The sequence below is a fragment of the Nitrospira sp. genome, from assembly GCA_024760545.1.
GTDB lineage: Bacteria > Nitrospirota > Nitrospiria > Nitrospirales > Nitrospiraceae > Nitrospira_D.
In genome coordinates this window covers 2,095,457-2,116,412 of the sequence record CP060501.1, presented here as the reverse complement: position 1 = coordinate 2,116,412, position 20,956 = coordinate 2,095,457, and the positions used below count along the sequence as shown (strand labels likewise).

Below are 20,956 nucleotides of genomic sequence, written 5' to 3'. Positions count from 1 at the left end.
CGGTGATCGGCGATGAGCGATTCGTGACCGGCTCCGGGGATTTAAAAGTCCTCGTTCCAGATCGCATTCCGATGAGCGTGCTGTCTCAACCATCCTGGAAAACTGCCTCATCGCTCGCTGCATTCGGTTGCGCCTGTGCGGCACTGATTATCAGCTTCCTCGGCTTGGCCCAGTTTGATCTGCCTGTCATCCGGTATGTGCGATCAGTGACGATTCATCTCCCTTGGGATCAACTCACTGTTCCGTGGATGGCCTTCACCAGTAACACGGGAGACTGGATCGGCCAAGGATGGCATCTGACGGCCATGAGCATCATACTCCTCGCCGTCGCCTGGGCTTTCGAAAAGCCGACTCTCACGGTCGCCGCCGTCCAGTCGCTGATCGCCCATGGGATCGCGGCCGTACTGGCGAATGGGATCAAACACCTTATCGGGAGGCCTCGACCGAAGTTCGTCCATTCGGGAGATTGGCAGATGACCTTTTCGTGGACATCGGGGCTCGACTCCTTTCCGTCGGGGCATAGCACGGCCAGTTTTGCGGTTGCGACAGTTCTAGCCAAACGATTTCCCCTCTTCGGGCCGTTGTGTATCGCTGCGGCGGCTTTCGTGGCCCTCAGTCGCGTTCTTCGCGGATCCCATTTCCCGACCGATGTTGTCGGAGGGGCGATATTGGGCGTCCTCAGCGGGTTCCTTGCCGCTGCCCCGTGGCAGCAGTGGCGCACCTCACTGCAAGACGGGCTACGGTATGCGGCGATTGGAACCTCAACCCTATTTGCCCTGCTCTGGACGTTATCCCACCGAATGGACGATGGAATCGTCGGCGTTCTGTTTGTCGTTCTGGGTGCAGTCGCAATCGTCGGTGGCTTGTGGCTCAGGCGAACCTATTGGTTCGGCGGGAAAGAGTCGGTAACCAATCGGCAGATGAATACCTCCACATTGCTTATGGCATATGGTTTGGCCGCGATGACGACCTCACCGCTGGTACTCTCCTCGGTCGGATTTTCCTGCCTCGCGTACTGGTTCTCTGCAAGAGACCGCTTCCATGAGTCTGGCGAAGAATCGCCTGGCTGGTCGGTGATGTGGGAAGGCGCCCTGCTGGGAGGGCTGGCCCTTGCCGCTCTGATTCTCGTTGATGCCCGCGGAGTTCTGCCTTTTCAGTGACCGCTGCCGAGAAATCGATCAAGGGGTTTCTCCTCTCTGATCTGAGCGATGACGCCCTCGTCAGAGGCTAGTGACCGAGGGTTTTTGGCGGGGGCGGCGAAACCGTATCCGCGCCCTTGGGAACGGTGACCATCTGTTGATTGCCCAACAACACATAGCCATAACGTTTCAGAATCGGCTGAAAATTTGCTGCCTCTTTCGGCAAGGCGTCTTGAAACGATTCCGGCAGCAGGATCATCGTACGACCTTCCCTGCTCAAGGCCGTGCGTAGCCGGGCGGTCTCTCCGGAGGGGATGAAGATCACGGGCCGCCTTGCGTAGAAGGCGATGGAGGGCCTCGTTGTGCCGAACGTGACGAATTGGTCGGTTGGGTTCAGGTTGAGCCCTGCCGCATAGGCCAACTCCTGCGGAGGGGCGATGGCGTATCGATTGAGACCGGGCACAACCGCCAGGATGGCGAGTAGAAAGACACTCGCAAGCGCGCCTCCGGCAACCCCAAAGGCGAGACCGCGTCTGTCGTCGTTCAGCCCAAAATATCCGATCAGTCCCATGGCCACCACAACGATGGCTGCGCCGATATAAGGACCGATACCCAAATCGAATTGAGTGGCGAGAGGAAACTCTTTAATCATCTTCCCGGAAAATGTGTGGAACAAGGACGGGGCGCTTGCCAACGCGATTGCGACCAGATAGCCGATCCCCATCATGAAGTGAATCGACCCGCGGAGTCCTTTTGTGGAAGGTTCCTTCAAGCCTTGAGCCCAATACAATGCAGCCAGAAGCGCGCAGGCCGGAAACAACGGGCCGATATAGTGGGGCAGACGGGTGGATGAGAGACTAAAGAAGATGAACGTTCCGACGATCCACAGTGCCGAGAACCATTCCAATTCATTGCCGGACCCTGATGGTTCGCTCGCTTCAGGGGAATCGTCCTTGTGGTTTCCAGCCGAACGGGCCTCCCGCCAGCTCCCATACGCTCGATAGAATGCAGCAGGCAAAAAGGCACTCCAAGGATAAAAACCGAGCAACAAAACGGGAAAATAGAACCACCATCCTCCTCCGTGCCCTTCCATCGGACTGAGGAATCGTCCCACCGTGTGGACCTTCGCTTGAGAGGAGTAGGCATCTCCATGGATGAGGAACATGGCGGCATACCAAGGACCGGCTAAGACGACGAACAGCAAGGTGCCGAGGATGGGCGCGCCTCTTTGCCAAAAGAGCAGCCATTGCCGTGTTGCGGCGAGATAGAGTAGGGCCGTGATCAGGGGCACGGCGAATCCCACAGGTCCTTTTGTCAAGGTCGCGAAAGCCATCCCGGCATAAAAGCCCCAGATCCAATGACGTCCAGCGCCTGATTCGTGGAGGCCGAGCCAAAAGCCGTAGAGCGACATGGTCGTAAAGAAGATTAAGACGCTATCGGTGATCGCCATGCGTCCAAGCGCCAGCATTTCGATATTCAGCAGCAACATCAACGCGCCGAACAGACCGACGGTTGGGCCACGCAGCCGGGAGAGAAACAGATAGTGCATCAGGATCAACGCCACTCCAAACAAGGCTGATGGCGCACGTGCGGCAAACTCGTTCACGCCGAACAGATGGTAGGACAGCGTCATCAGCCAGTACACGAAGACCGGTTTGGCGACGCGCAGCTCGCCATTGAAGGTCGGGGTGATCAGATCGCCCGAGGCGAACATTTCACGGCCGGCTTCCGCATTGCGGCCTTCGTCTCGATCTGTCAGGCCCATACTGCCGAGGCCGATGAAAAAGAGCAGACCCGACAGGAGCAGAAGCAGCAGCAGCTGTATGGATTGAGAAGGGGTACGATCCATGGAGACGTGGTCGCTATCTGTGAGCGACGGAACGGGTCCGCCTGCGGCTGGTGACCCGGTTTCTCATGTCTGAGGCCCGGACTGGTTCTTGGTTTGATCCGCGCGGTAAATCAGGGCTAGGTTGCGCAGATACACAACCGCTCCGAGCCCTTGTCCGGAAATAAAGACTGGGTCCATTCGATAGATCGCGTAGGCGAGCGTAATCAGCCCTCCAATGAGACTCATGTACCAAAAGGAAATGGGCACGCGGCTTTCCGAGCTTCGCTCGGAGGCGATCCACTGAACCAACCAACGACCAAAAAAGAGCCCTTGGCCGAGGAAGCCGATACCGAGCCAGATTGTCTCAGTCGTCATGAGGTGTCGGAAAGGCAGCCGTCATCGTCGTTTCGGACCGAAAAGGCATCCCCTTCGGTCGTAATGGTTCACGTCACTTGTCACGAAATTTGTAGAGCAACACGCGATCCTGCATCCATCGCACCGCGATCAGGTCGTACAGCGACTTGAACAGGCGATTGCCCATTCCGTACTTGGACACGCCATGGAGGCGCGGATAATGTCTGACCGGCACCTCCGTCACCTTGAATCCATGCATCAAGGCAAGCGCAGGAAAAAACCGGTGCATCCCTTCGAAGAGCCGGATCCGCTCCAAGACAGGCCGTCGGAAGATCTTGAGGGGGCAACCCGTGTCGTGCATGCCGTCATGGGTAAAGACATTCCGCACCCGATTCGCAATCTTGGACGAGAGTTTCTTCACCACGCCGTCTTGCCGCTGTTGCCTCCACCCACACACCACGTCGTGCGACGCCGTATAAGGGAGGAGTTTCAAGATGTCTTCGCTGTCTTGCTGGAGATCGCCGTCTATTTGGATAATGATCTCGCCGGAGGATTGGTGAAAACCGGCTTCCAGCGCACAGGTTTTGCCATAATTCCGGTCGAAGTGGAACACCCGCACATTGGAATGTTCGCGCGCCAATCGGTCCAGCTCGTCGCTGCTGCCGTCGCTGCTGCCGTCGTCCACGAAGAGGATCTCGTAAGGGCGGGAGCGCGACAGTTCATGCGAATCCATGACTTTCAAGAGACCGGTGATGAGGGGAGACAGGTTGTCTCGTTCATCCTTGATCGGGATGATCACTGAGGCCCAAGGGCAGGATGGCGGCGTCATAATCCACAAAAACTCCAGGAACGGCCGGAGAGTCGGTTAGTCAGGCGCGCATTCTAACGGAAGGTCAAAGGGAGGGTCAAACACGCGACAGCGATGGGCCTGACGCATGAGAATCGACCCAACTACCCACCGGATACCACGACGGTGAAACGCATCGTGCCCATTAAACTCGTTTCGTTGACTTGCTCGCCCGTATGAATCTCCACTTTGTACCGGCCGGGTTTCCAACCACCCTGCGGAGGCGACAATTTGAGATAGCCGCTATCATCTTCCAAGGCGATGCGCATGGCGTCCTCGCTGACGATCGTGTCCGGTGCGACATCTGTCACCGTTTCGGGCGTGCAACGGCCGAACACGGTGAAGGACTGATAATGCTGATGCAACGAGAACACAATAAAAACGGCTGGCACATCGGGGACAAACTGATCGGTCGGTTTGATCGGCACGATTTCGTGGGTCTGGCGCCAGCTCAGTTGCTCTTCAAATCCTTCTGCCGTGGTAATCGAACGAAACATCCCCTGTGGGGGCGCGTCGAAATCATACGCTTTCACGTCCTGTGAGCGGTTTTGGAACTCGGAGATCGGGAGGTTTCCGCTGAGCGGCAGGTCTTCAGCCACAGCTGCTTGGTACCACAGAAGGCATCCTGCGATCACAATTCCGCCAAGACGGAAGGCCTCATTCCTCATGACTGTCTGCTACACCTCTTAAGGCAATCCTGTCAATCGACCATCGGGCGAGTTGCCCATTGCAGCGTTTTCTGGCCATCTGTTAGGATTTCGCCCACCGTACGACCCATTTCACAGACCAATTGCCGGGGACCATAAAACATGTTGCAGGATGCCGACGCCCTTCCACAGCTGATCGGGGACTATAAGCCGCTCGATCAATGGCAGACCCATCTCAACCAGCTCTTCTATGGGCTGCGCGGGGACAAGCTCCGATCCTATTATCAGACCTTCGCGTCAGCGGACTTCCGTCTGGCACATGCGCTGGCGGCCGATTATTACGAGCGCGTCGTAACGCGCGACAAATCAGAAAATCGTCAACCGTCCTCTGCCGGCAGGGAGACGGATGACACAAGACGCTTGACCATCCTGGAGCTAGGACCCGGCAACGGGAATCTGGCTGCGTGCTTCCTCAGTCATCTCAAGGCCCTCGATAAACAAGGCACGATCTATCCACGTGTGCAATATGTCATGGTCGATTGGAAACAAACGGTGTTGGATGGGGCTCTAGCGCATCCTGACCTGGCAGCCCATCGGGATCACGTCGACACCTATCGTGGGTCAAGCGAGGATATGGCGGGAATAGATGATGGAACCGTCGACCGCATCATCTGCAATGAGCTGTGGAACGATTTACCGACGAAATTGTTGGCGAAACACGGCGGCGAGGTCGAAGAAGAGTTTATCCGTCCCAACCTCAGCGAGTCGCTGCATGCCGAGATTCAGGATTGGTCGACATTCGTGCGGGCTTTTCAGGACAAAGATCTCGATGCGCTCAAGACATGCCCTCCGTTCCTCGATGGATTGGTGTGGGAAAAAGAGTATCGCAAAATCGAATGGAAAGATGTCCCATATCGGAAGATCATCGTGGAATTTCTGCAGTCCATCGACCAAGATGTCCTGGTGCCCGTGAATGTCGGGGCATTCGCAACCTTGAAGGAGGCCAAGCGGGTCATGGCTCCGGACGCCATCGGGTTCAGCGCGTTCGATGCCGGCACGGCCGATATGAACGTCTTGAACGATCCGGAAAAACCTTGCTATGGCCAGTTCGGTGGCCAATACAGCTTCATGATCAACTTCGCGTTAATTGAGGCCGTGGCCAAGCATGTGGGGATGAAGCAAACGACATTCGAACCGCAGCGTGAATTCGTGGGGCGATCGTTGAATACCAACGTGATCACACTGATGGATCTGCTGGCGACCCATCCCTCCGCGGGACCGAAACTACAACCCTGGGAGCAAGATCGGCTCGTGCTGAAAACGATACGGGCGTTGAATAACACATTTGAGAGTCCCTATCGTCGGCAGCTCGAATTTCCGTTAGGGGCCAACATCCCGCCGGAAGAACGGGACACGTTGGGCGCGATCTTGCGCTCACTCAAAGACAACGGAATCCCCGACACCGTGGCCTATCTGACGGAAGAAGAACTGAGCGACGCACAAACGGATTTGGAAGAAATCGGCTACGACCGACACACGATGAGGATGGCCTTAAGCGCCCCTTCAGGTCCCATCGAGTACCAGCACTTCGCCTGCCGGTAATGTGAGGCTCCATCGTCCGTCTCCTGGCTCGCCGAAGCGCAAATATGAAGTAGATAAAGTCATGCAGCGTACGCCTCGACCTTGCCACCCGTCCCTTCGCACAAGTTCTTGATCGAAGCTAATGCGTTCTCCAAACCTTCATGTATTGTGGGATCGTAGTCCCGATGCGGCTCGAACGTTACATGAACAGTGACTGTGGCGGTCGTATCGTTCCCCTTCACTTCTAACCAACCGCTATATTGATCGTCGCTGTCAGAGCCCCATTCCATTCGTTTACGGATATAGTCCACATGGTACATGCCGTCTGAAGCATATTGAAGCCCTCTCGCCTCGCCCTGCACACGGACATGCTCGCTGCCTTGTTTGATGACGTTTCTGACGGTGGGCAAGTAAAGAGGAAAGTTCCTCACGTCAGCGGCAAACTCGAATACCTTTTGTGCGCGACAATTGATGGTGGCTGTGTGCTCATACTCACCCATAAGTCCTCCTGTGTAATGCTGACCGGTGGACGCCGCCGCTGGTCATCAGCATATCGAGTCCATGACTCCGGCATCACTCGGGAGAGCCCTTGCTCTCTCATATGCACAGACCTTCGGCTTTCGGTTCACGACAAACCATGGAGGTTGCTGGTGGTCTGACGAGAGGTGAGATTTGATGTGATGGATCGAACGTAGTCGGCAGTCGAATGGCTACTCGACATCGTCATCGGAACAAGGGCGATGAGCTAACCTTACGTGGTTATTCCGTCGGCGTGAGCGGAGCAAGTAGCAGGGAGCTTAAGGGGCTGGCGAGCAGCGGAGCGAGCATGAGGCCAAATTGGGGGAAGTGGTCCTGCAGGGACAGGAACAGACCATGATCTTTGAGCCACTGCTCCGGTTCCGGCACCGCCTGTTTGGAGGAGCTTTCTTGTAGCAAAGCCTGCGCCCGCTTTGCTAGGAGGAGGGCTGCGGGGAGATATGTTGAAACCAACATCAAGGTAAAGGTGACGCCCCAAAACAGCGTGATGGCCAAGGCTGCGCCCAGCACCGCTTCCTGAGCGTCCTTCCCGGACATCAATGCCGCCGGCCACCGCAGCCAGGCTCCCATGTGTAACACCCCGGCGACGAGAATCGCTGAGGCCGCCGTCAGCACCTCCTTCAACCGTTTCATCTGCGACGCGCAAAACTCAGGATCGGGCTGCTTGCCCGTGCGTGGCGGCGCGAGGGTGCTGCAAGCGGCGAGCAGGGTTACCACCGGCACCACCATGGCTTGCACGTTCACGGTAGATACAACTGCCATAATATAGCGTAAGAGGTCCTCGCTGATCCGGTGGGGCCCGGCCTGGCGCAGGTTGTCGTAGCTAAAGCTGAAGACGGCTCGGTAGAGCGCATGCCTCTCATCGAGTGCCCAGATAAAGACCACTCCGATCGAGGCAAACAAGATCCCCACGGCGGTGACCACGAGCAGCCGTGGCCGTGGATGAGACTGGTAGATGGTGAGCCCACACAGGATCAGGGCATAGACCCCGGCCACCAGCGTCACGACCACGGTAGTCAGCCAGATATACCGGGATTTGACCTCCACGAGAAAATGGGTGGGATTGAACACCTGCTCTGAGGGCGCGACGGCGGGTTGCATCAGCCCGCTTGTGAGATTGTGGAAATTATCCACCGTGATGTTGGAGCTGAATTCAAACAGACTCGTCGAGAGCAGGAGGATGAACACCGGGGGGATGATAAGAAGCAAAAAGCGATAGTCGGAAGAACGTGTGGCAGTCGAGGGCGTCATGGCAGTCAGCCTGAGACGATGCGAATCTGATGAGGCAAGCGCACGGCGGGTATCCTAGCACAATCGTTCTGAAGGGACGAGGCAAGACTCCCGCGTACATCATCGAGAAAGCGGAGCCCTTGTTGGGTTATCGATCTTTGAGGCGGCCGAGCGTGCTTTCGATCGACCGCTCGAGTTTGTCCGCAGCTCCGCTGAGGGCCAGCTCGACAGTCGATGCCTGATGGCTTACAGCGATGGGCTGGTGACCGGCCAGTCTGGCTTCGAGCACACACCGGATGTCGTCACCCTTGGTTTTGTGACTGTTGGTGTCACTCAGATGCGTCTCGACGCGGGTAATCCGATCACGAAATCGGCCTACCGCGCCCTCGATGCTGGTGTGAGCGAGGGCAACGATCGCTTCACGCCCTCGGAGGTTATTGTCCGTATTAACCTGAATCTGCATGGGGCCACCTCCCTCACGTGATCACTGTTCAGGTCGAACCTAATCACCAGGCACAACCAAAGTCAACCGCACTGCGGCCACTCCTTCCATCGCTCATCCCCGGCCGTCTGGTGCAGCAGTTCCGGTGCAATGATGAAGTGACGACTCCGTCGACGCCTGTCTAGGTCTGTTCCAAAAAGTCTCACGAAGGTGCTGTCTTGTTTCCACCTTGCGCTCGGGTTCCCTTCCTGGCGCCAATCGCCTGTTCATTGTCCAATCAGCCAGACATTCTCGCTGGACACTTGTTCCGTCCTGCCACAATTCGAACAAGCAGAAAAGTTCGTAAATCAAACCAATCAATGCGTTAGGACACACCGTCCGAACACATGAGAACGGCACGATAGCTGCTGTGTGTTTTGGCAGTCATTATTCGCGCTCACTTCATCACACAGGAGGGATTCATGAGAGGGATGTGTAGTGTGGCAATAGGATTCTTAGCATTATTCGCCGTTACTGGAATCGTAAACGCTTCCGAGAGCTTTGCGGATTCCCATAGGGTGGACATCATCGAGACACTGAAAGGGACGGCGACGCAATCGGACAGTAATCCTCAAGGACAGCAGGGCAGAGTAGATGTCATCCAAAGCAGTGGGTCCGGGGGCACGCAGTACCCCTACGCCAAGCCGATGAACCACTGAGAATTGAGCCGATTCGAGACTGAGGAGGACTCGTTGTCCTCCTCAGTCAAAAGGCAGTGAATGCATACATTCGCCTCTGCAGTCTCTTCCATCATGGCCGACAGGTAGAGTCGACAGCGCCGGACCACTTTCTCCTGGCAACTTTTCCGCAGCCCCGCCACTGTTTCATCAGCCGAGACGACTTCTTAAACAGTCGATGCTCTGGAATCCTATGCGATCGTTGTCTATGTCGCTGATCGTTTGACTCACACGAAATCCGTTTATATACTCAATTTTTACCTGGAGGCGATCAAGATGAAGATCCTGATAGGCTTGCTCGTCCTAGTCGTTCTCCTCGTCGGCGTTGTGCTCGCGCTTCCCTTCTTCATCGATCTCAACAAGTATCAAGACCAATATAAGCCGCTCATCGAAGACGCCCTCAATCGCAAGGTCCAGTTGCAAGATATTCGCTTGACGGTTTGGCCGAGGATCGGCGCGCGCGTGGCAGGGTTCACGGTACTGGACGATCCGACTTTTGGCTCAGGTCCGTTTGCATCGCTCTCCTCGTTGGAGGTGGGGGTGAAGTTGATGCCGTTGCTGAGCGGCAAGGTCGAGGTGGAAGAAATCACGCTTCGCGATCCCGTTATCACGGTGATCAAGAACAAGAAAGGTGTCCTGAACGCCTCGACGATCGGCCGCAAAGGCGTGCCGGTGCCTGAAACGCCTTCGCGTGCCCCAATACCTTCGACGGAAGGTCCGCTCAAGATTCTCGCGCTGTTGGCTGTGGACCGAGTTTCAATCGACGGCGCAAGATTAACGTATCGTGATCTCTCGGCCGCCCAACCGACTGAGTACGTGCTGCAAGATATGGAGGTGCTCCTTCGCGATGTTCGACTCGGTCAAACTCCGACCTTGCATTTCCTCTCACACGTACAGCCGTTCAACATACCGGTGAAACTCGATGGTACGTTCGGCCCGCTGAAAGAGACGATGGATATAGACGCGATCAATTTCCAGCTTGGTGTAGGAAAGACGGACTTCACGATTACAGGCAAAGCCGCCGGGAATGATGCCAACATCAACATCACTTCCCCGGTGATCAATACTGCGAACCTTCCGGTGGCGCTCCCGCTCAAAAAGCCGGTCGACGTGAAGAATTTCCAGATCGCGGCGGAAGTAAGGGGACAGGAAGCCAAGCTGAATGCCCTGTCGTTCCAACTATTCGACGGCCAGATCAAGGGGCAGGGCAAAGTGATCGCCGGGTCCGATGCGCCGCCTTTCAAGGGTGGCGTTACGGTTCAGAGCGTACAGCTTGGTCCGGCGCTCAATGCTTTCGCGGAGACACCGATCTCTATCAGCGGGACGGCAGGCGCCGATCTTTCGCTGCAAGGCAAGGGATTCTCCATGCCGGACCTGACAAAGGCGTTGGAAGGAACCGGTCACATGGCGGTGAAGGATGGGAAGATTGAGGGAGTGAATCTCCTTCAAGAAGCGATGTCCGCCCTTAAGGTTGTCGGCATTTCACTCGACGATGCCAAAGCGACGGCGTTTTCGACGATCGAAACGGATCTCGTCATCAAGCAGGGGATCATCAACGTACAGCGTCTCCTGATGGACAGTCATGATTTTCAGGCGACCGGCGGGGGGACCATCGGATTCGATCAGCGGTTGAATCTGCTCGTGAATCTCAACCTGTCTCAGGAGGCGAGTCAGAAGATTGCCGGAGCGTCACCTGTCGTCAAGCTCGCGTTGAAAGACGGCCGATTGAACCTGCCGCTCACGATTACCGGCACCGCGCAAGCACCGTCGTATGGAGTTGATCTCAAGGGTATAACCGGGAAGGTACAGGAGCAGGTGAAGAAGAAGGTGGAAGAAACTGTGGGGGGATTGCTCAAGGGCACGACCAAACCAGAGGACTTGAAGAAAGAGGGACAAGAGCTGCTCAAAGGGATTTTAGGCCGTTAACGAAAGCTGATTTCTATGAATGTCGTAGATACGCTCACGCAGTATGCCGTGCAGTATGGGCTGCAGGCCGCGGTTGCGATTGGGATCTTCATCGCCGGTGTCATGGTGTCTCGCTGGGCCGGGAATTTGGCACAACACGCGTTGGAACGGCAGACCCTTGAACCGCCGGTGCGTCTGCTTCTGGTCCGCATCGTCAAGATCGTGGTAATGCTCTTTACCGCGATGATCGCCCTTCAGACGCTCGGTGTGCCCATTGCCCCGCTGATCGCCGGCGTCGGAGTCGCCGGCGTGGGGATCGGGTTGGCCTTGCAGGGGGTGCTGAGCAACGTGATGGCCGGGCTCTCGATTATCTTCAGCAAGCCCTATAAGGTCGGCGAACATATTTCACTGCTCGGGGTCCACGGCGACGTCGTGGTGATCGATATCTTCACGACGACACTGATGCACGCGGACCACTCCCGCGTGATCATTCCCAACAGAAAAATCGTCGGAGAGATTCTGCACAACTTTGGAACCATCCGTCAGATGCGGTTGACCATTCCCGTATCGGCGAATGCGAATCTTGATGAGGCCCTGGCTCTGGTTCGGGATGTCCTCAATCGGCATCCATCGGTCATGAAAGACCCTGTTCCTTCAATAGGAGTGTCGTCTCTCGGGGAGTCATCCCTGGCCGTGGTTATCGCCGTAGAGCCTTGGACGGCTGTGGCGGATTACAGTTCGACTCAGAGAGAGCTGAACAAATTAATTCTTGAACGATTCCAGGAACGAGGGATCGCGCTACCGACAGCGAGTCTTACCGTCCACTTAGTGAACGGATAAGAGCGGTCGTGAAAAAACCCACGGTGTGGCTGTGTGCGACTCGAAGTCTCAGCGATCGGTCTTATGAGTTGTTACCGGCGCCAAGGTGCGCCTTCATCTCGAGCCTGAATGGAAATTATGCGATAAGAGGTACGCGAATTCGGATATGCCTACCAGTGCTATAACCACTCGCCTGTAAGAATCCCTACACGCTTGAGAATCTCCAGAAGATCCGAAGCGGCGAGTGCTGCACGCGGCATCCATCTGCTGCGGTGTCATGGCAAACACGGTATAGCCCTAAAGTTCACCGTCTCGATGGGTTCCGAGTTACGAAGGAGGATACATGAAGCAGTCGGTTCTGTTTGCCGTAATGATGCTTCTCTTCATGATGGGGAACGTCGCTTCTGCTGCCGATGAGTCCACCTCAGCGCAACCGGCTTCAGCTCCGGCACTGGACGTCGTGACCTTGAAAGACGGCAGTGTGATCTATGGTGGAGTGATAGAGATGACGGGCGGGATACTTCAGATTAAAAACTCCATGGTGAGCGACATCATCAAGGTGAAGTGGGAAGCGGTCAGTAAACTGACCGTCTCTCATCCTATTCCCTTTCATTTGAAGGAAGGATCCGTTCTGGTCGGAACCGTCGAAGAGAGCGACCCTGGAATGATGAAACTCAAGGGAGGGCCGACAGTAAGTACGGTGACGGTACCGATGGATACGGTGACTCAAGTAAACCCTATGGTCCAACCCCCGGTCATTTACACCGGTAGTTTGAATGCCGGGTACTCACAAGCCACAGGAAATAGCCAACTCCGGAACATCAGCGTGCTGGGCGATCTTGTGGCTCGAAGCGAGCAGCTTCGGTTGACATTGCTGGGCCGCTACGTCTATGGCGACAATGCGGGCAGCCTTATCACTCGGAATGCTCGAGGGACGATCAAACTCGACTTCTTCGTCACTAAACGGTTTTTCTGGTATACGTCGGCCTATTTTGAGAACGACCGATTACAAAACTTGAAGCTGAGAACTGCGATCTCCAGCGGTGCGGGGTATCAATGGATTGAGCGCGGAGACTACGACGGCATTTTTAAAGACATGACCTTGTACACTGAAGCGGGTCCGTCATATTTCAATGAAGACTTTCGTGATCCGTTTCCGGATAAGGCAAGTTTTCGCGGGCGTGTGGCCATGAAATTGGATTGGCCCCTGTTCGACGGCCGTGTCACGCTCTATCATTACAACGAAATTTTCCCGTCTCTCCAAACCTTCTCGGATTTTTACTACACGATGGATAACGGGTTTCGCTTGAGGATTTTAGGTAGTCTGGCGAGCGGATTCCAGGTGACCACGCGATACAACAATCGGCCGCCTGCCGGCACCAGCGATACGGACAATTTGTACCTGCTCACGCTCGGCTATGCCTTCGATACGACTCGTAAACGATAGGCTGAGCATGCTGCAAAAGCTCCGGCGTCGCTCTCATAATGTGTAGGTCTCAACGCACCAACGGACAAGAGCTGCGAAAGCGACTCGAGACGGGTGGGTGAGAAAGATTACGCCTCGACCGTTCCCTTTGTGCAGCCTCACTGGACGAGATTGTTAGTATCCGTCGAGCCTATCGTTCTCCTTGTCTTGAAACTTCCACGCGCAATGACCGACAATTGAAAGTCTGAGGCTATTTACGGTGTCGCACTGATCCGCTTTCTCAAAGGAGGAGCAGCATGCTGAAAGAGTTCAAAGAGTTTGCCATGAAGGGCAACGTCCTAGACATGGCGATCGGTGTCATCATCGGTGGAGCGTTCGGCAAGATCGTGTCGTCACTCGTCAGCGACGTTCTCATGCCCCCGATGGGACTGCTGATGGGAAAAGTGGATTTTTCCAGTCTCTTCATCGACCTGTCTCGAACATCACCTCCATCCTTAGCCGCCGCAAAAGCCGCCGGGGCTCCGACGCTCAATTACGGAGTCTTTCTCCAAAGCGTGTTCGACTTCATCATTATCGCCTTTGTCATTTTCATCCTGGTCAAGCAGGTGAACCGGTTTAGGCAAGAGGCACCGCCGCCACCACCGCCTGCTCCACCGGCACCAACTAACGAAGAGAAATTGTTGATGGAGATCCGCGATCTGTTGAAGAGCCGACAGTAGCGTGACAGCGATACACGGAGCGTGAAGGTTGCGTGGCGTATGTCACGTGCCTGGAAGGTAAGGAGATCATCATGAGGACACTTAAGACGGCAATAGGCATGGCGATCTTGGTTGCCTTGATGGGTTGTTCATCATTTCTGAAGCAGCACCCCGATGCGTATATCAAGCAGCCGACCGTGTGTATCGACCAATGGTACGGCTATCACCAAGGCTCGGGGTGCCCTTCAACTGCAAAGGTCGTCCCGCCTGATGCATCACAAGAAATGGCTGCCCGTCTGGCGGCCCTGGAACGAGATCGGCAACGATTGGCCGATGAACTGGAAGCGGCTCGGAAGCAAAATGGAACGCTGAGCAACCGCGTGAGCGATTTGGAGAGACAGCTCGCCGACCGCGATCGGGAGATCGTCGCCTTACGCTCCAGTACCGGCGACTCTGTGACTCTCGCCAGTCAACTATCGGCAGCGCAAATGGAGAAGGATGGCCTCGCGGCGGAACTGGCCGCCGCCCGGCAACACAGTGGGGATAAGGACCGGCTTGCCGCAGAACTCGCGGCCGCCAACCAGCGTGTGGCTGATCTGGAAAGCCAGCTCGCCGATCGTGACAAGGAACTCGCTGGTCTGCGGGGCGACTTGTCCGCTGAAACGGCGAAGCTGCAAGAGGCGCAGCGTGGGCTGATCCGAGCTCTCCGTCCTGAGATCGCCAAGGGTAATATTGCGGTCGATCTGAACAGCGAGCGTCTTCTGATCAACTTGGCTTCCGGTTATCTCTTTGACTCAGGCCAAGATCAACTCAAGCGTGCCGGAGCCGATGCCTTGCAACGAGTGGGTGGCGTCCTGAAAGACTTTCCGGAAAAGCAGGTCCATGTGGCCGGCTACACCGACAATGTTCCGATCAGGAGTGCTTTAAAGAAAAAATTTCCGACGAATAAGGAGCTATCGGACGCTCGCGCGGAGAGCGCAGCCCAGGCTTTACGTGGCGGAGGGCTCACCAGCAACCTGTCGGCTGCTGGTCATGGAGAAAGCAATCCGGTTGCAAACAACAACACGGCAGAGGGCCGAGCCAAGAATCGACGAGTTGAGGTTATCGTCAAGTAGTCGAGAAAAAAGTGTGTGCGCTTTCCGTTAACAGAAGGGCTCTCCTGTAGGGAGAGCCCCTTCGTCATTCAGATCTCCGTCATCCAAATATACGCTATCTCCTGCATTTCACTTGTGGGTCTAGGACACGGCAGGTTGACACCATTCATCGACCAGAGTAGTTTCCGTAAACCAACACATCCGCATTTCCTTCTGGGCCACCAACATGGCCAATACAAGCGTTCAGGGCCGCGTCGTCTACGCCGGAACGGATAAGGGGATCAAAGGCCTCGCGATCGTCGCGGTGGATTTCGATCCGCTGTTTTCCGAGGAGATCCTTAACAAGGACTCCAAGGCGGTCTTCAGTGATGACAATGGATCGTTCAGCATTGCGTACTCTCCTGACCAATACCGGGCCTGGGTACTCGACAGAAACCCCGACATCGTCGTGAGGATCTACGGGCCGGGGTTGCGATTGTTGCATCAGACCGCCGAGCACAAGGACGTCACCGACGGCACGCTGACTCTCACCACGATCAACATCCATCGGGCCAATATCGAAGGCTGGCTGGTGACTAACGCCACGCTCGACCCCACTAATCCCAATCTTCGTGCCGATGGGACTCCCATCACCTGGACCACCGGCAACGAAGTGGTCATTTTGAAAGACGGGGAGAAACTGTTTCCTCTGCTGACCGATGACATCAATAAAGCCGGCACGTCTATCCATTTCATGAACATGAATTTTTGGCTGGGGAAGAATCTGATCACTAAATTCGTTCCCGACCCGCCGCCCGAGAATGTGCCGGTCAATGGGTTGAGAGTGCATGAAATCCTCAAGACCAAAGCCGCCACGCTTGCGTCCATCAACATTCTTGTTCAGGATGTTCCCCTGTTCGGCAGAATCTTCGGCGCCGACACCGACGGCTTGGTGGAGGATTTCTTCAAGAACAGCAGCGCCAGAGTCCGTTCGTTCCCCATTTTTCTTTCCCCGCTCAACCTTCCGTCCTTTATGCATGCGAAGGCGGTTATTCTCGACGGGAAGACGGCCTTTGTATTGGGCTCTACCATGTCGCAATCATACTTCGGGGCTCCTGACCATATGATTCAAGATCGTCGCCATCGCGGTTCCTTGATTCATGACATCAGTGTGAAAGTGGAAGGGCCGGCCGTTGAGCATATCGACCGTACATTCACGACCATATGGAATGCGGCGGACTCATCATCATCTGCGCTCTCTCCCGCCACGGGACAGGCCGCGGCAGCCCAACCGGGCATCGGCGTTCAGGTCATTCGTACCCTCCCGGGCGGAACATTTACGACTTCACACACGGGGGGACCTGCGCTTCCTCATGGAGAAACCGGCGCGCTGGAGGCTTACCAACGCGCCATCGCTCAGGCCAAAAACTTTGTCTATCTCGAAGATCAGTATTTTACCGCGCCGGAGATCTTCGACGCCTTGCTTGAGCGAATGCGGATGCAGGAAGCGTCCAAGTTGGAAGTCATTCTCGTCATGAACGCCAAACCGGATGTTTCCGGTTATCCGGAAAAGCAAATTCAATTGATCAAGCAGTTCCGCTCCGATCTCGTCAAAGCATTGGGAGAGCCGCTGGTAAAGAAGCGCCTCGGCCTCTTCACCATCTGGAGTTGTCAAGAAACCGCCCAGAAATACGAGATCATGCCCATTTATGTCCACAGCAAAGTGGCGATCGTTGATGATGTGTGGGCGACGGTGGGTAGCGCTAACTTGGACGGCGCATCTCTGAACCAGATTCAGCTGTCCACTATTGTGGAAGAGAAGCTGGCCGATCAGATCGAGGACGGGAAATGGTGGAAGAAACTGATGATGGGCATCGTCATCTGGCTGTTAAGTCCGCTCGTCATCGCTATTGTCGCAGCCGTCAAGATTGGAACAGCACGGCCGACACAACATGCCAATCCTGGCCAGACAAGGCAGCCGACTCGCTCGACGGAGTTGAACGTGGTGATATGCGAGAAGCAGCCTGATTCGGCGGTTCCCAACCAGACCGTCACCGCGTTTCGCCAATCACTCTGGGGTGAACATCTTGGCCTCACGTCACTGCCTCCGACTCCAGGGTCCGGCTGGGTTGAGTTCTGGAATCAGCGCGCTGAAGATAAATCCAAGAATCTTCAGCTCGAACCATCGAAACCGGCTACCCAACGGACGAAACACCCGGCGAAGATTCTCGCCTGGCAGCCGGAAAAGGAGTCCGAGCCCTATCTCCGCGCGCTGGGTGTGAAGACGAACGATCTCAGGATTCGTTCTGCGGCTGACAAGTTCGACTTCGCAACCGGGAAGTTGGAGCAGTAGGTGTCGAGCATGGGGAATACGGTCACCAATTCGGCGCTCGGGCTCGGTAAGGCCCTGTCGATCCTCAAGGAAGTCGCGCGGACTTCCGCCTCGGCCAACGCATTCGTCAACTTTCTGGGATGGAAGCTCCCACCCGGACTGGAAGAGATAGGGCTGACCGGGATCGACCTGACGAACTTTCTCGCCAAGCTCCATATCGTCTTGGAGTCTTCCGAAGCCGAATGGGAGGATGAGGTATTGATGGCGGTTCGCGTCGGGGAACTTGCGAGCGCCATGGGGAAACTGGTCCAGGACATCAACCGATATTCCGACGAGCTGCCGACGCGCCTCGCCGTGCAAGGCGATTATATTTCCCGCACCAACATTCATACGCAGCTTCCTAGACGAATCTTCGATTTGCTGCTGACCAGTTATCTCTCCAGTACATCTCCGCTAGCTTCCGCCGTTCTCCATCTGATGAACATTTTCGAGTTCAAACATTTCGCAGCCGATGAGAGCATCCATCAGGTCGAGCACATTCGCGCCATCGTTCATTACAATCATCTGAAGGCATTACTGTCAGATCCATCACGACATCTGCGAGAAACATACGGGTGGGGCACTTCCCATTTTGCCGTCGAGGATCTTGTTAATCGAATTGGTCAGGTGTTACGTGCACTCGGCTCGACGGTTCGGTTTCAAGCCATGGAACGTCGTGCCGAAGAGATTCTTCTCGGTCGCCGGCTGCGCGAAGATGAAACAGATTCATCCCTCCAACTGATCACTCATCTCTACGAACAAGTCGGCGACATCGGGGGACTGATTGTCGGGCTGTCATTGTTTGGCGCGAGGCCGACCTCGCCGAATGCCGAGGACGGTGGCATTGGGCTGTTACCGATCATACGGGGACAAGTGGATGGCGAAATCCCCCTGCATATAGTCGAAGATACGGTCATTGAACTCTCTGCTCAGGCCGACGTGCTCAGACGTACGGCGATGATTCTCCGACCCAACCTGCCGTTACAGGTTCACACTGCCCCCAGCTTGGGAAAGCTCGCGAACGGCCGCGTCATGATGGGTTTCCGTCATGGTCACCCCGACGGCACGCCTTTTACCTTGGTCTCATTTCCCGGCGGTTCGGCTCTGACGGTCCGACAGATTTCGTTCAAAGGTGGGTTTGACAAGAGCACGGATACCAGCCACGAAAGTTTTCTTGAACTTGCTCTCACCGGCGCTGACGTGGTGATGCCGTTGTCCGAAGCCGACGGATTTCTAGTCGGAACGATTGGTCGAGATCGAATCAACACGCCATTCGACCTCCTGCTCGGCTGGACGAGCCAACGAGGCATCTACTTCCAAGGAGCCGGCGGATTGGATATCAGTCTGTCTCTGAACAAATCGGTCGGTCCATTACATCTGCAGGCTCTCCATCTGGGTTTCGATGTTCAAGAGGACGGATTCGATATAGAAGCGAGCATAAACGGAAGCCTCAGCATCGGGCCAATCACTGCCACGATCGAGCGACTTGGCGTGACCGTCAGCGTATCTTTCAGAGAAGGAAACCTCGGCTTGTTCGACCTCTCTCCGAGCTTCAAGCCGCCGAGTGGGGTGGGATTGGCGATTAATGGGCCGGGGGTGGCGGGGGGCGGATTCCTGTTCTTCGACCCGGCGAAGGGCGAGTACGGCGGGGTGCTGCAGCTTGAATTGGGCGAACGCATCGCCGTGAAGGCGATCGGGCTCTTGAGCACCCGGTTGCCCGATGGGAGCAAGGGCTACTCCCTCGTGCTGCTCATCACCGCCGAGGGGTTCACGCCCATTCCCCTGGGCTTTGGCTTTACCCTGACCGGCATCGGGGGCCTGCTGGGCATCAACCGCACCGTGCGCACCGAGACCGTGCGCCAAGGACTCAAGACCGGCACCCTGGATTCACTGCTGTTTCCCCGTGATCCGGTGCGGAACGCGCCGCAACTCGTGAGCGACCTGCGGGCCGTGTTCCCACCCGCCCCCGGGCGGCATGTCCTGGGCCCGATGGTCCAACTGCGCTGGGGCACGCCCACCTTGTTGACCCTCGATCTGGCGGTGCTGCTCGAACTGCCGACACCGGTGCGCCTCATCGTGCTGGGCCGGCTGCAAGTCCTGCTGCCCAACCAGAGTCATCCGCTGGTCCAGATCCGCATGGATGCCTTAGGCGTGCTGGATTTCAATGAAGGCACCGTGGCCCTCGATGCCACGCTCTACGACTCGCGCATCCTGGACTTCACCCTGACCGGGGACATGGCCCTGCGCGCCCGCTGGGGGAGCCAGCCGAACCTCGTGCTGGCCATCGGAGGAGTCCATCCACGATTTCCGGCGCCGGCGGGCCTGCCCGTCCTCAGCCGCCTCGCGCTGACCCTGGCCGATGGCGACAACTTGCAGCTGCGTTGCCAGGCCTATCTCGCCGTCACCTCCAACACCGTGCAGTTCGGAGCCCGCGTGGATTTGCATGCGGCGGGCGGCGGCTTCAGCTTCGACGGCATGCTGAGCTTCGATGCCCTCGTGCAACTGGCGCCGTTGGCGTTTCAAGTCGATGTCGCGGCGGCCATTGCCTTGCGCTACCGGGGCCGTCTGCTGATGGGGATCTCGTTCAGCGGGATGCTCGCTGGTCCCACGCCCTGGCAGGTAGAGGGCAAGGCCACCATCAAAATTCTGTTCTTCAAAGTGTCCGTGCATTTTGAGCGGCAGTTCGGCTCCCGGACCGTGCCCCCGTTGCCTGCGGCCGTCGATGTGCTGGCCTTGGTCACCGACGCCCTCCGGGACCGCCGCAACTGGAGCGCGACACTCCCGCGCACCGAGCCCACCATCGTCACCCTGCGCGAGACGACACTCGCCGCACAAACCCTGCGGGTGCACCCGTTAGCGGAGCTGACCGTGCGCGAGCGGGTGGTCCCGCTCAAGCGCCGGATTACGAAACTCGGCACCGCGCCGTTGCGCGGCGGCCCCACCACCGTGACCGTCACCGCCACCAATCGCAGTGCGACGCCGCAACCGGTGTCGACCACCCCGGTGCAGGAGCCGTTTGCCTTGGCGCAATTTGAGGATTTGCGGGACGACGAACTGCTCGCGCGGCCGGCCTTTGAGACGCACGAGGCGGGGCTGAGCCTCACGCCGGACACGGTGGCCTTTGACGAGGACCCGGCGCTTACCGGTCCGCTGCGGTATGAGACCCTCATCCTCGATCCGACGCGGCCGCCGGAGCCGGCGCAGCCGGGCTACACCCTGCCGGCGGCGGTGCTGACGCGGGCGGCCGTCTTTGGGGCGGCGGGCCAAGCCGTGCTGCGCCGCCACGGCCGAGCCCGCTATCGCGCCGCTGAGCTCGTGGCGTAACCGGAAGGGACCCAGACTC

Annotated in this window: 17 protein-coding genes; 10 read left to right on the top strand and 7 right to left on the bottom strand. The window is 56.8% G+C overall.

The genetic code is table 11. The features are described 5' to 3' along the window. Window positions 1-2: 2 nt before the first annotated feature. On the top strand, window positions 3-1,160 hold the full coding sequence (locus H8K03_10020) for a phosphatase PAP2 family protein (protein UVT22197.1): 1,158 nt from the start codon (window positions 3-5) through the stop codon (window positions 1,158-1,160). 67 nt (window positions 1,161-1,227) lie between these two features. Here the strand turns inward: H8K03_10020 and H8K03_10015 are convergent, their stop codons facing one another. The 4 genes from H8K03_10015 to H8K03_10000 all read right to left on the bottom strand — a co-directional run bounded on the left by H8K03_10015 (window position 1,228) and on the right by H8K03_10000 (window position 4,836). Then, the gene (locus tag H8K03_10015; protein ID UVT22196.1) at window positions 1,228-2,988 is read right to left on the bottom strand and encodes a glycosyltransferase family 39 protein; all 1,761 of its coding nucleotides are present in this window, start codon (window positions 2,986-2,988) and stop codon (window positions 1,228-1,230) included. Between the two features lie 63 nt (window positions 2,989-3,051). After that, on the bottom strand, window positions 3,052-3,342 hold the full coding sequence (locus H8K03_10010) for a lipid-A-disaccharide synthase N-terminal domain-containing protein (GenBank protein ID UVT22195.1): 291 nt from the start codon (window positions 3,340-3,342) through the stop codon (window positions 3,052-3,054). Between the two features lie 73 nt (window positions 3,343-3,415). Next, window positions 3,416-4,150: a glycosyltransferase family 2 protein gene (locus H8K03_10005; protein ID UVT22194.1), complete on the bottom strand. Its 735-nt coding sequence runs from the start codon at window positions 4,148-4,150 to the stop codon at window positions 3,416-3,418. Window positions 4,151-4,272: 122 nt separating this feature from the next. After that, window positions 4,273-4,836 carry a hypothetical protein gene (locus H8K03_10000; GenBank protein UVT22193.1) on the bottom strand — a complete coding sequence of 188 codons (564 nt, stop codon included), beginning with the start codon at window positions 4,834-4,836 and terminating at the stop codon, window positions 4,273-4,275. Window positions 4,837-4,977: 141 nt separating this feature from the next. Here H8K03_10000 and H8K03_09995 point away from each other — a divergent pair, with 141 nt between their 5' ends. Next, a complete protein-coding gene (locus H8K03_09995; protein ID UVT22192.1) occupies window positions 4,978-6,417 on the top strand; it encodes an SAM-dependent methyltransferase in 1,440 nt (479 codons plus the stop codon). 59 nt (window positions 6,418-6,476) lie between these two features. Here the strand turns inward: H8K03_09995 and H8K03_09990 are convergent, their stop codons facing one another. From H8K03_09990 to H8K03_09980, 3 genes are all read right to left on the bottom strand, one after another. Beyond that, window positions 6,477-6,896: an SRPBCC family protein gene (locus tag H8K03_09990; GenBank protein UVT22191.1), complete on the bottom strand. Its 420-nt coding sequence runs from the start codon at window positions 6,894-6,896 to the stop codon at window positions 6,477-6,479. Window positions 6,897-7,155: 259 nt separating this feature from the next. Continuing rightward, on the bottom strand, window positions 7,156-8,184 hold the full coding sequence (locus H8K03_09985; GenBank protein ID UVT22190.1) for a hypothetical protein: 1,029 nt from the start codon (window positions 8,182-8,184) through the stop codon (window positions 7,156-7,158). A gap of 127 nt (window positions 8,185-8,311) precedes the next feature. Beyond that, window positions 8,312-8,626, bottom strand: coding sequence for an HPF/RaiA family ribosome-associated protein (locus H8K03_09980; GenBank protein ID UVT22189.1), 315 nt, complete (start codon window positions 8,624-8,626; stop codon window positions 8,312-8,314). Between the two features lie 440 nt (window positions 8,627-9,066). Between H8K03_09980 and H8K03_09975 the strand changes: the two genes are divergently transcribed. The 8 genes from H8K03_09975 to H8K03_09940 all read left to right on the top strand — a co-directional run bounded on the left by H8K03_09975 (window position 9,067) and on the right by H8K03_09940 (window position 20,937). Next, window positions 9,067-9,303 carry a hypothetical protein gene (locus tag H8K03_09975; protein UVT22188.1) on the top strand — a complete coding sequence of 79 codons (237 nt, stop codon included), beginning with the start codon at window positions 9,067-9,069 and terminating at the stop codon, window positions 9,301-9,303. A gap of 294 nt (window positions 9,304-9,597) precedes the next feature. Further along, window positions 9,598-11,247, top strand: a complete 1,650-nt coding sequence (locus H8K03_09970; GenBank protein ID UVT22187.1) for an AsmA family protein — start codon at window positions 9,598-9,600, stop codon at window positions 11,245-11,247. 15 nt (window positions 11,248-11,262) lie between these two features. Next, window positions 11,263-12,066: a mechanosensitive ion channel family protein gene (locus H8K03_09965; GenBank protein ID UVT22186.1), complete on the top strand. Its 804-nt coding sequence runs from the start codon at window positions 11,263-11,265 to the stop codon at window positions 12,064-12,066. A gap of 322 nt (window positions 12,067-12,388) precedes the next feature. Next, the gene (locus tag H8K03_09960) at window positions 12,389-13,492 is read left to right on the top strand and encodes a DUF481 domain-containing protein (GenBank protein ID UVT22185.1); all 1,104 of its coding nucleotides are present in this window, start codon (window positions 12,389-12,391) and stop codon (window positions 13,490-13,492) included. A gap of 275 nt (window positions 13,493-13,767) precedes the next feature. Next, a complete protein-coding gene (gene mscL / locus H8K03_09955) occupies window positions 13,768-14,190 on the top strand; it encodes a large-conductance mechanosensitive channel protein MscL (protein UVT22184.1) in 423 nt (140 codons plus the stop codon). Between the two features lie 71 nt (window positions 14,191-14,261). Then, on the top strand, window positions 14,262-15,284 hold the full coding sequence (locus tag H8K03_09950; protein UVT22183.1) for an OmpA family protein: 1,023 nt from the start codon (window positions 14,262-14,264) through the stop codon (window positions 15,282-15,284). A 205-nt stretch (window positions 15,285-15,489) separates the two neighbouring features. After that, window positions 15,490-17,595 (top strand): hypothetical protein, encoded by a 2,106-nt coding sequence (locus tag H8K03_09945; GenBank protein ID UVT22182.1) that lies wholly within the window; start codon window positions 15,490-15,492, stop codon window positions 17,593-17,595. Between the two features lie 9 nt (window positions 17,596-17,604). Next, window positions 17,605-20,937 (top strand): hypothetical protein, encoded by a 3,333-nt coding sequence (locus tag H8K03_09940; protein UVT22181.1) that lies wholly within the window; start codon window positions 17,605-17,607, stop codon window positions 20,935-20,937. Window positions 20,938-20,956 lie beyond the last annotated feature (19 nt).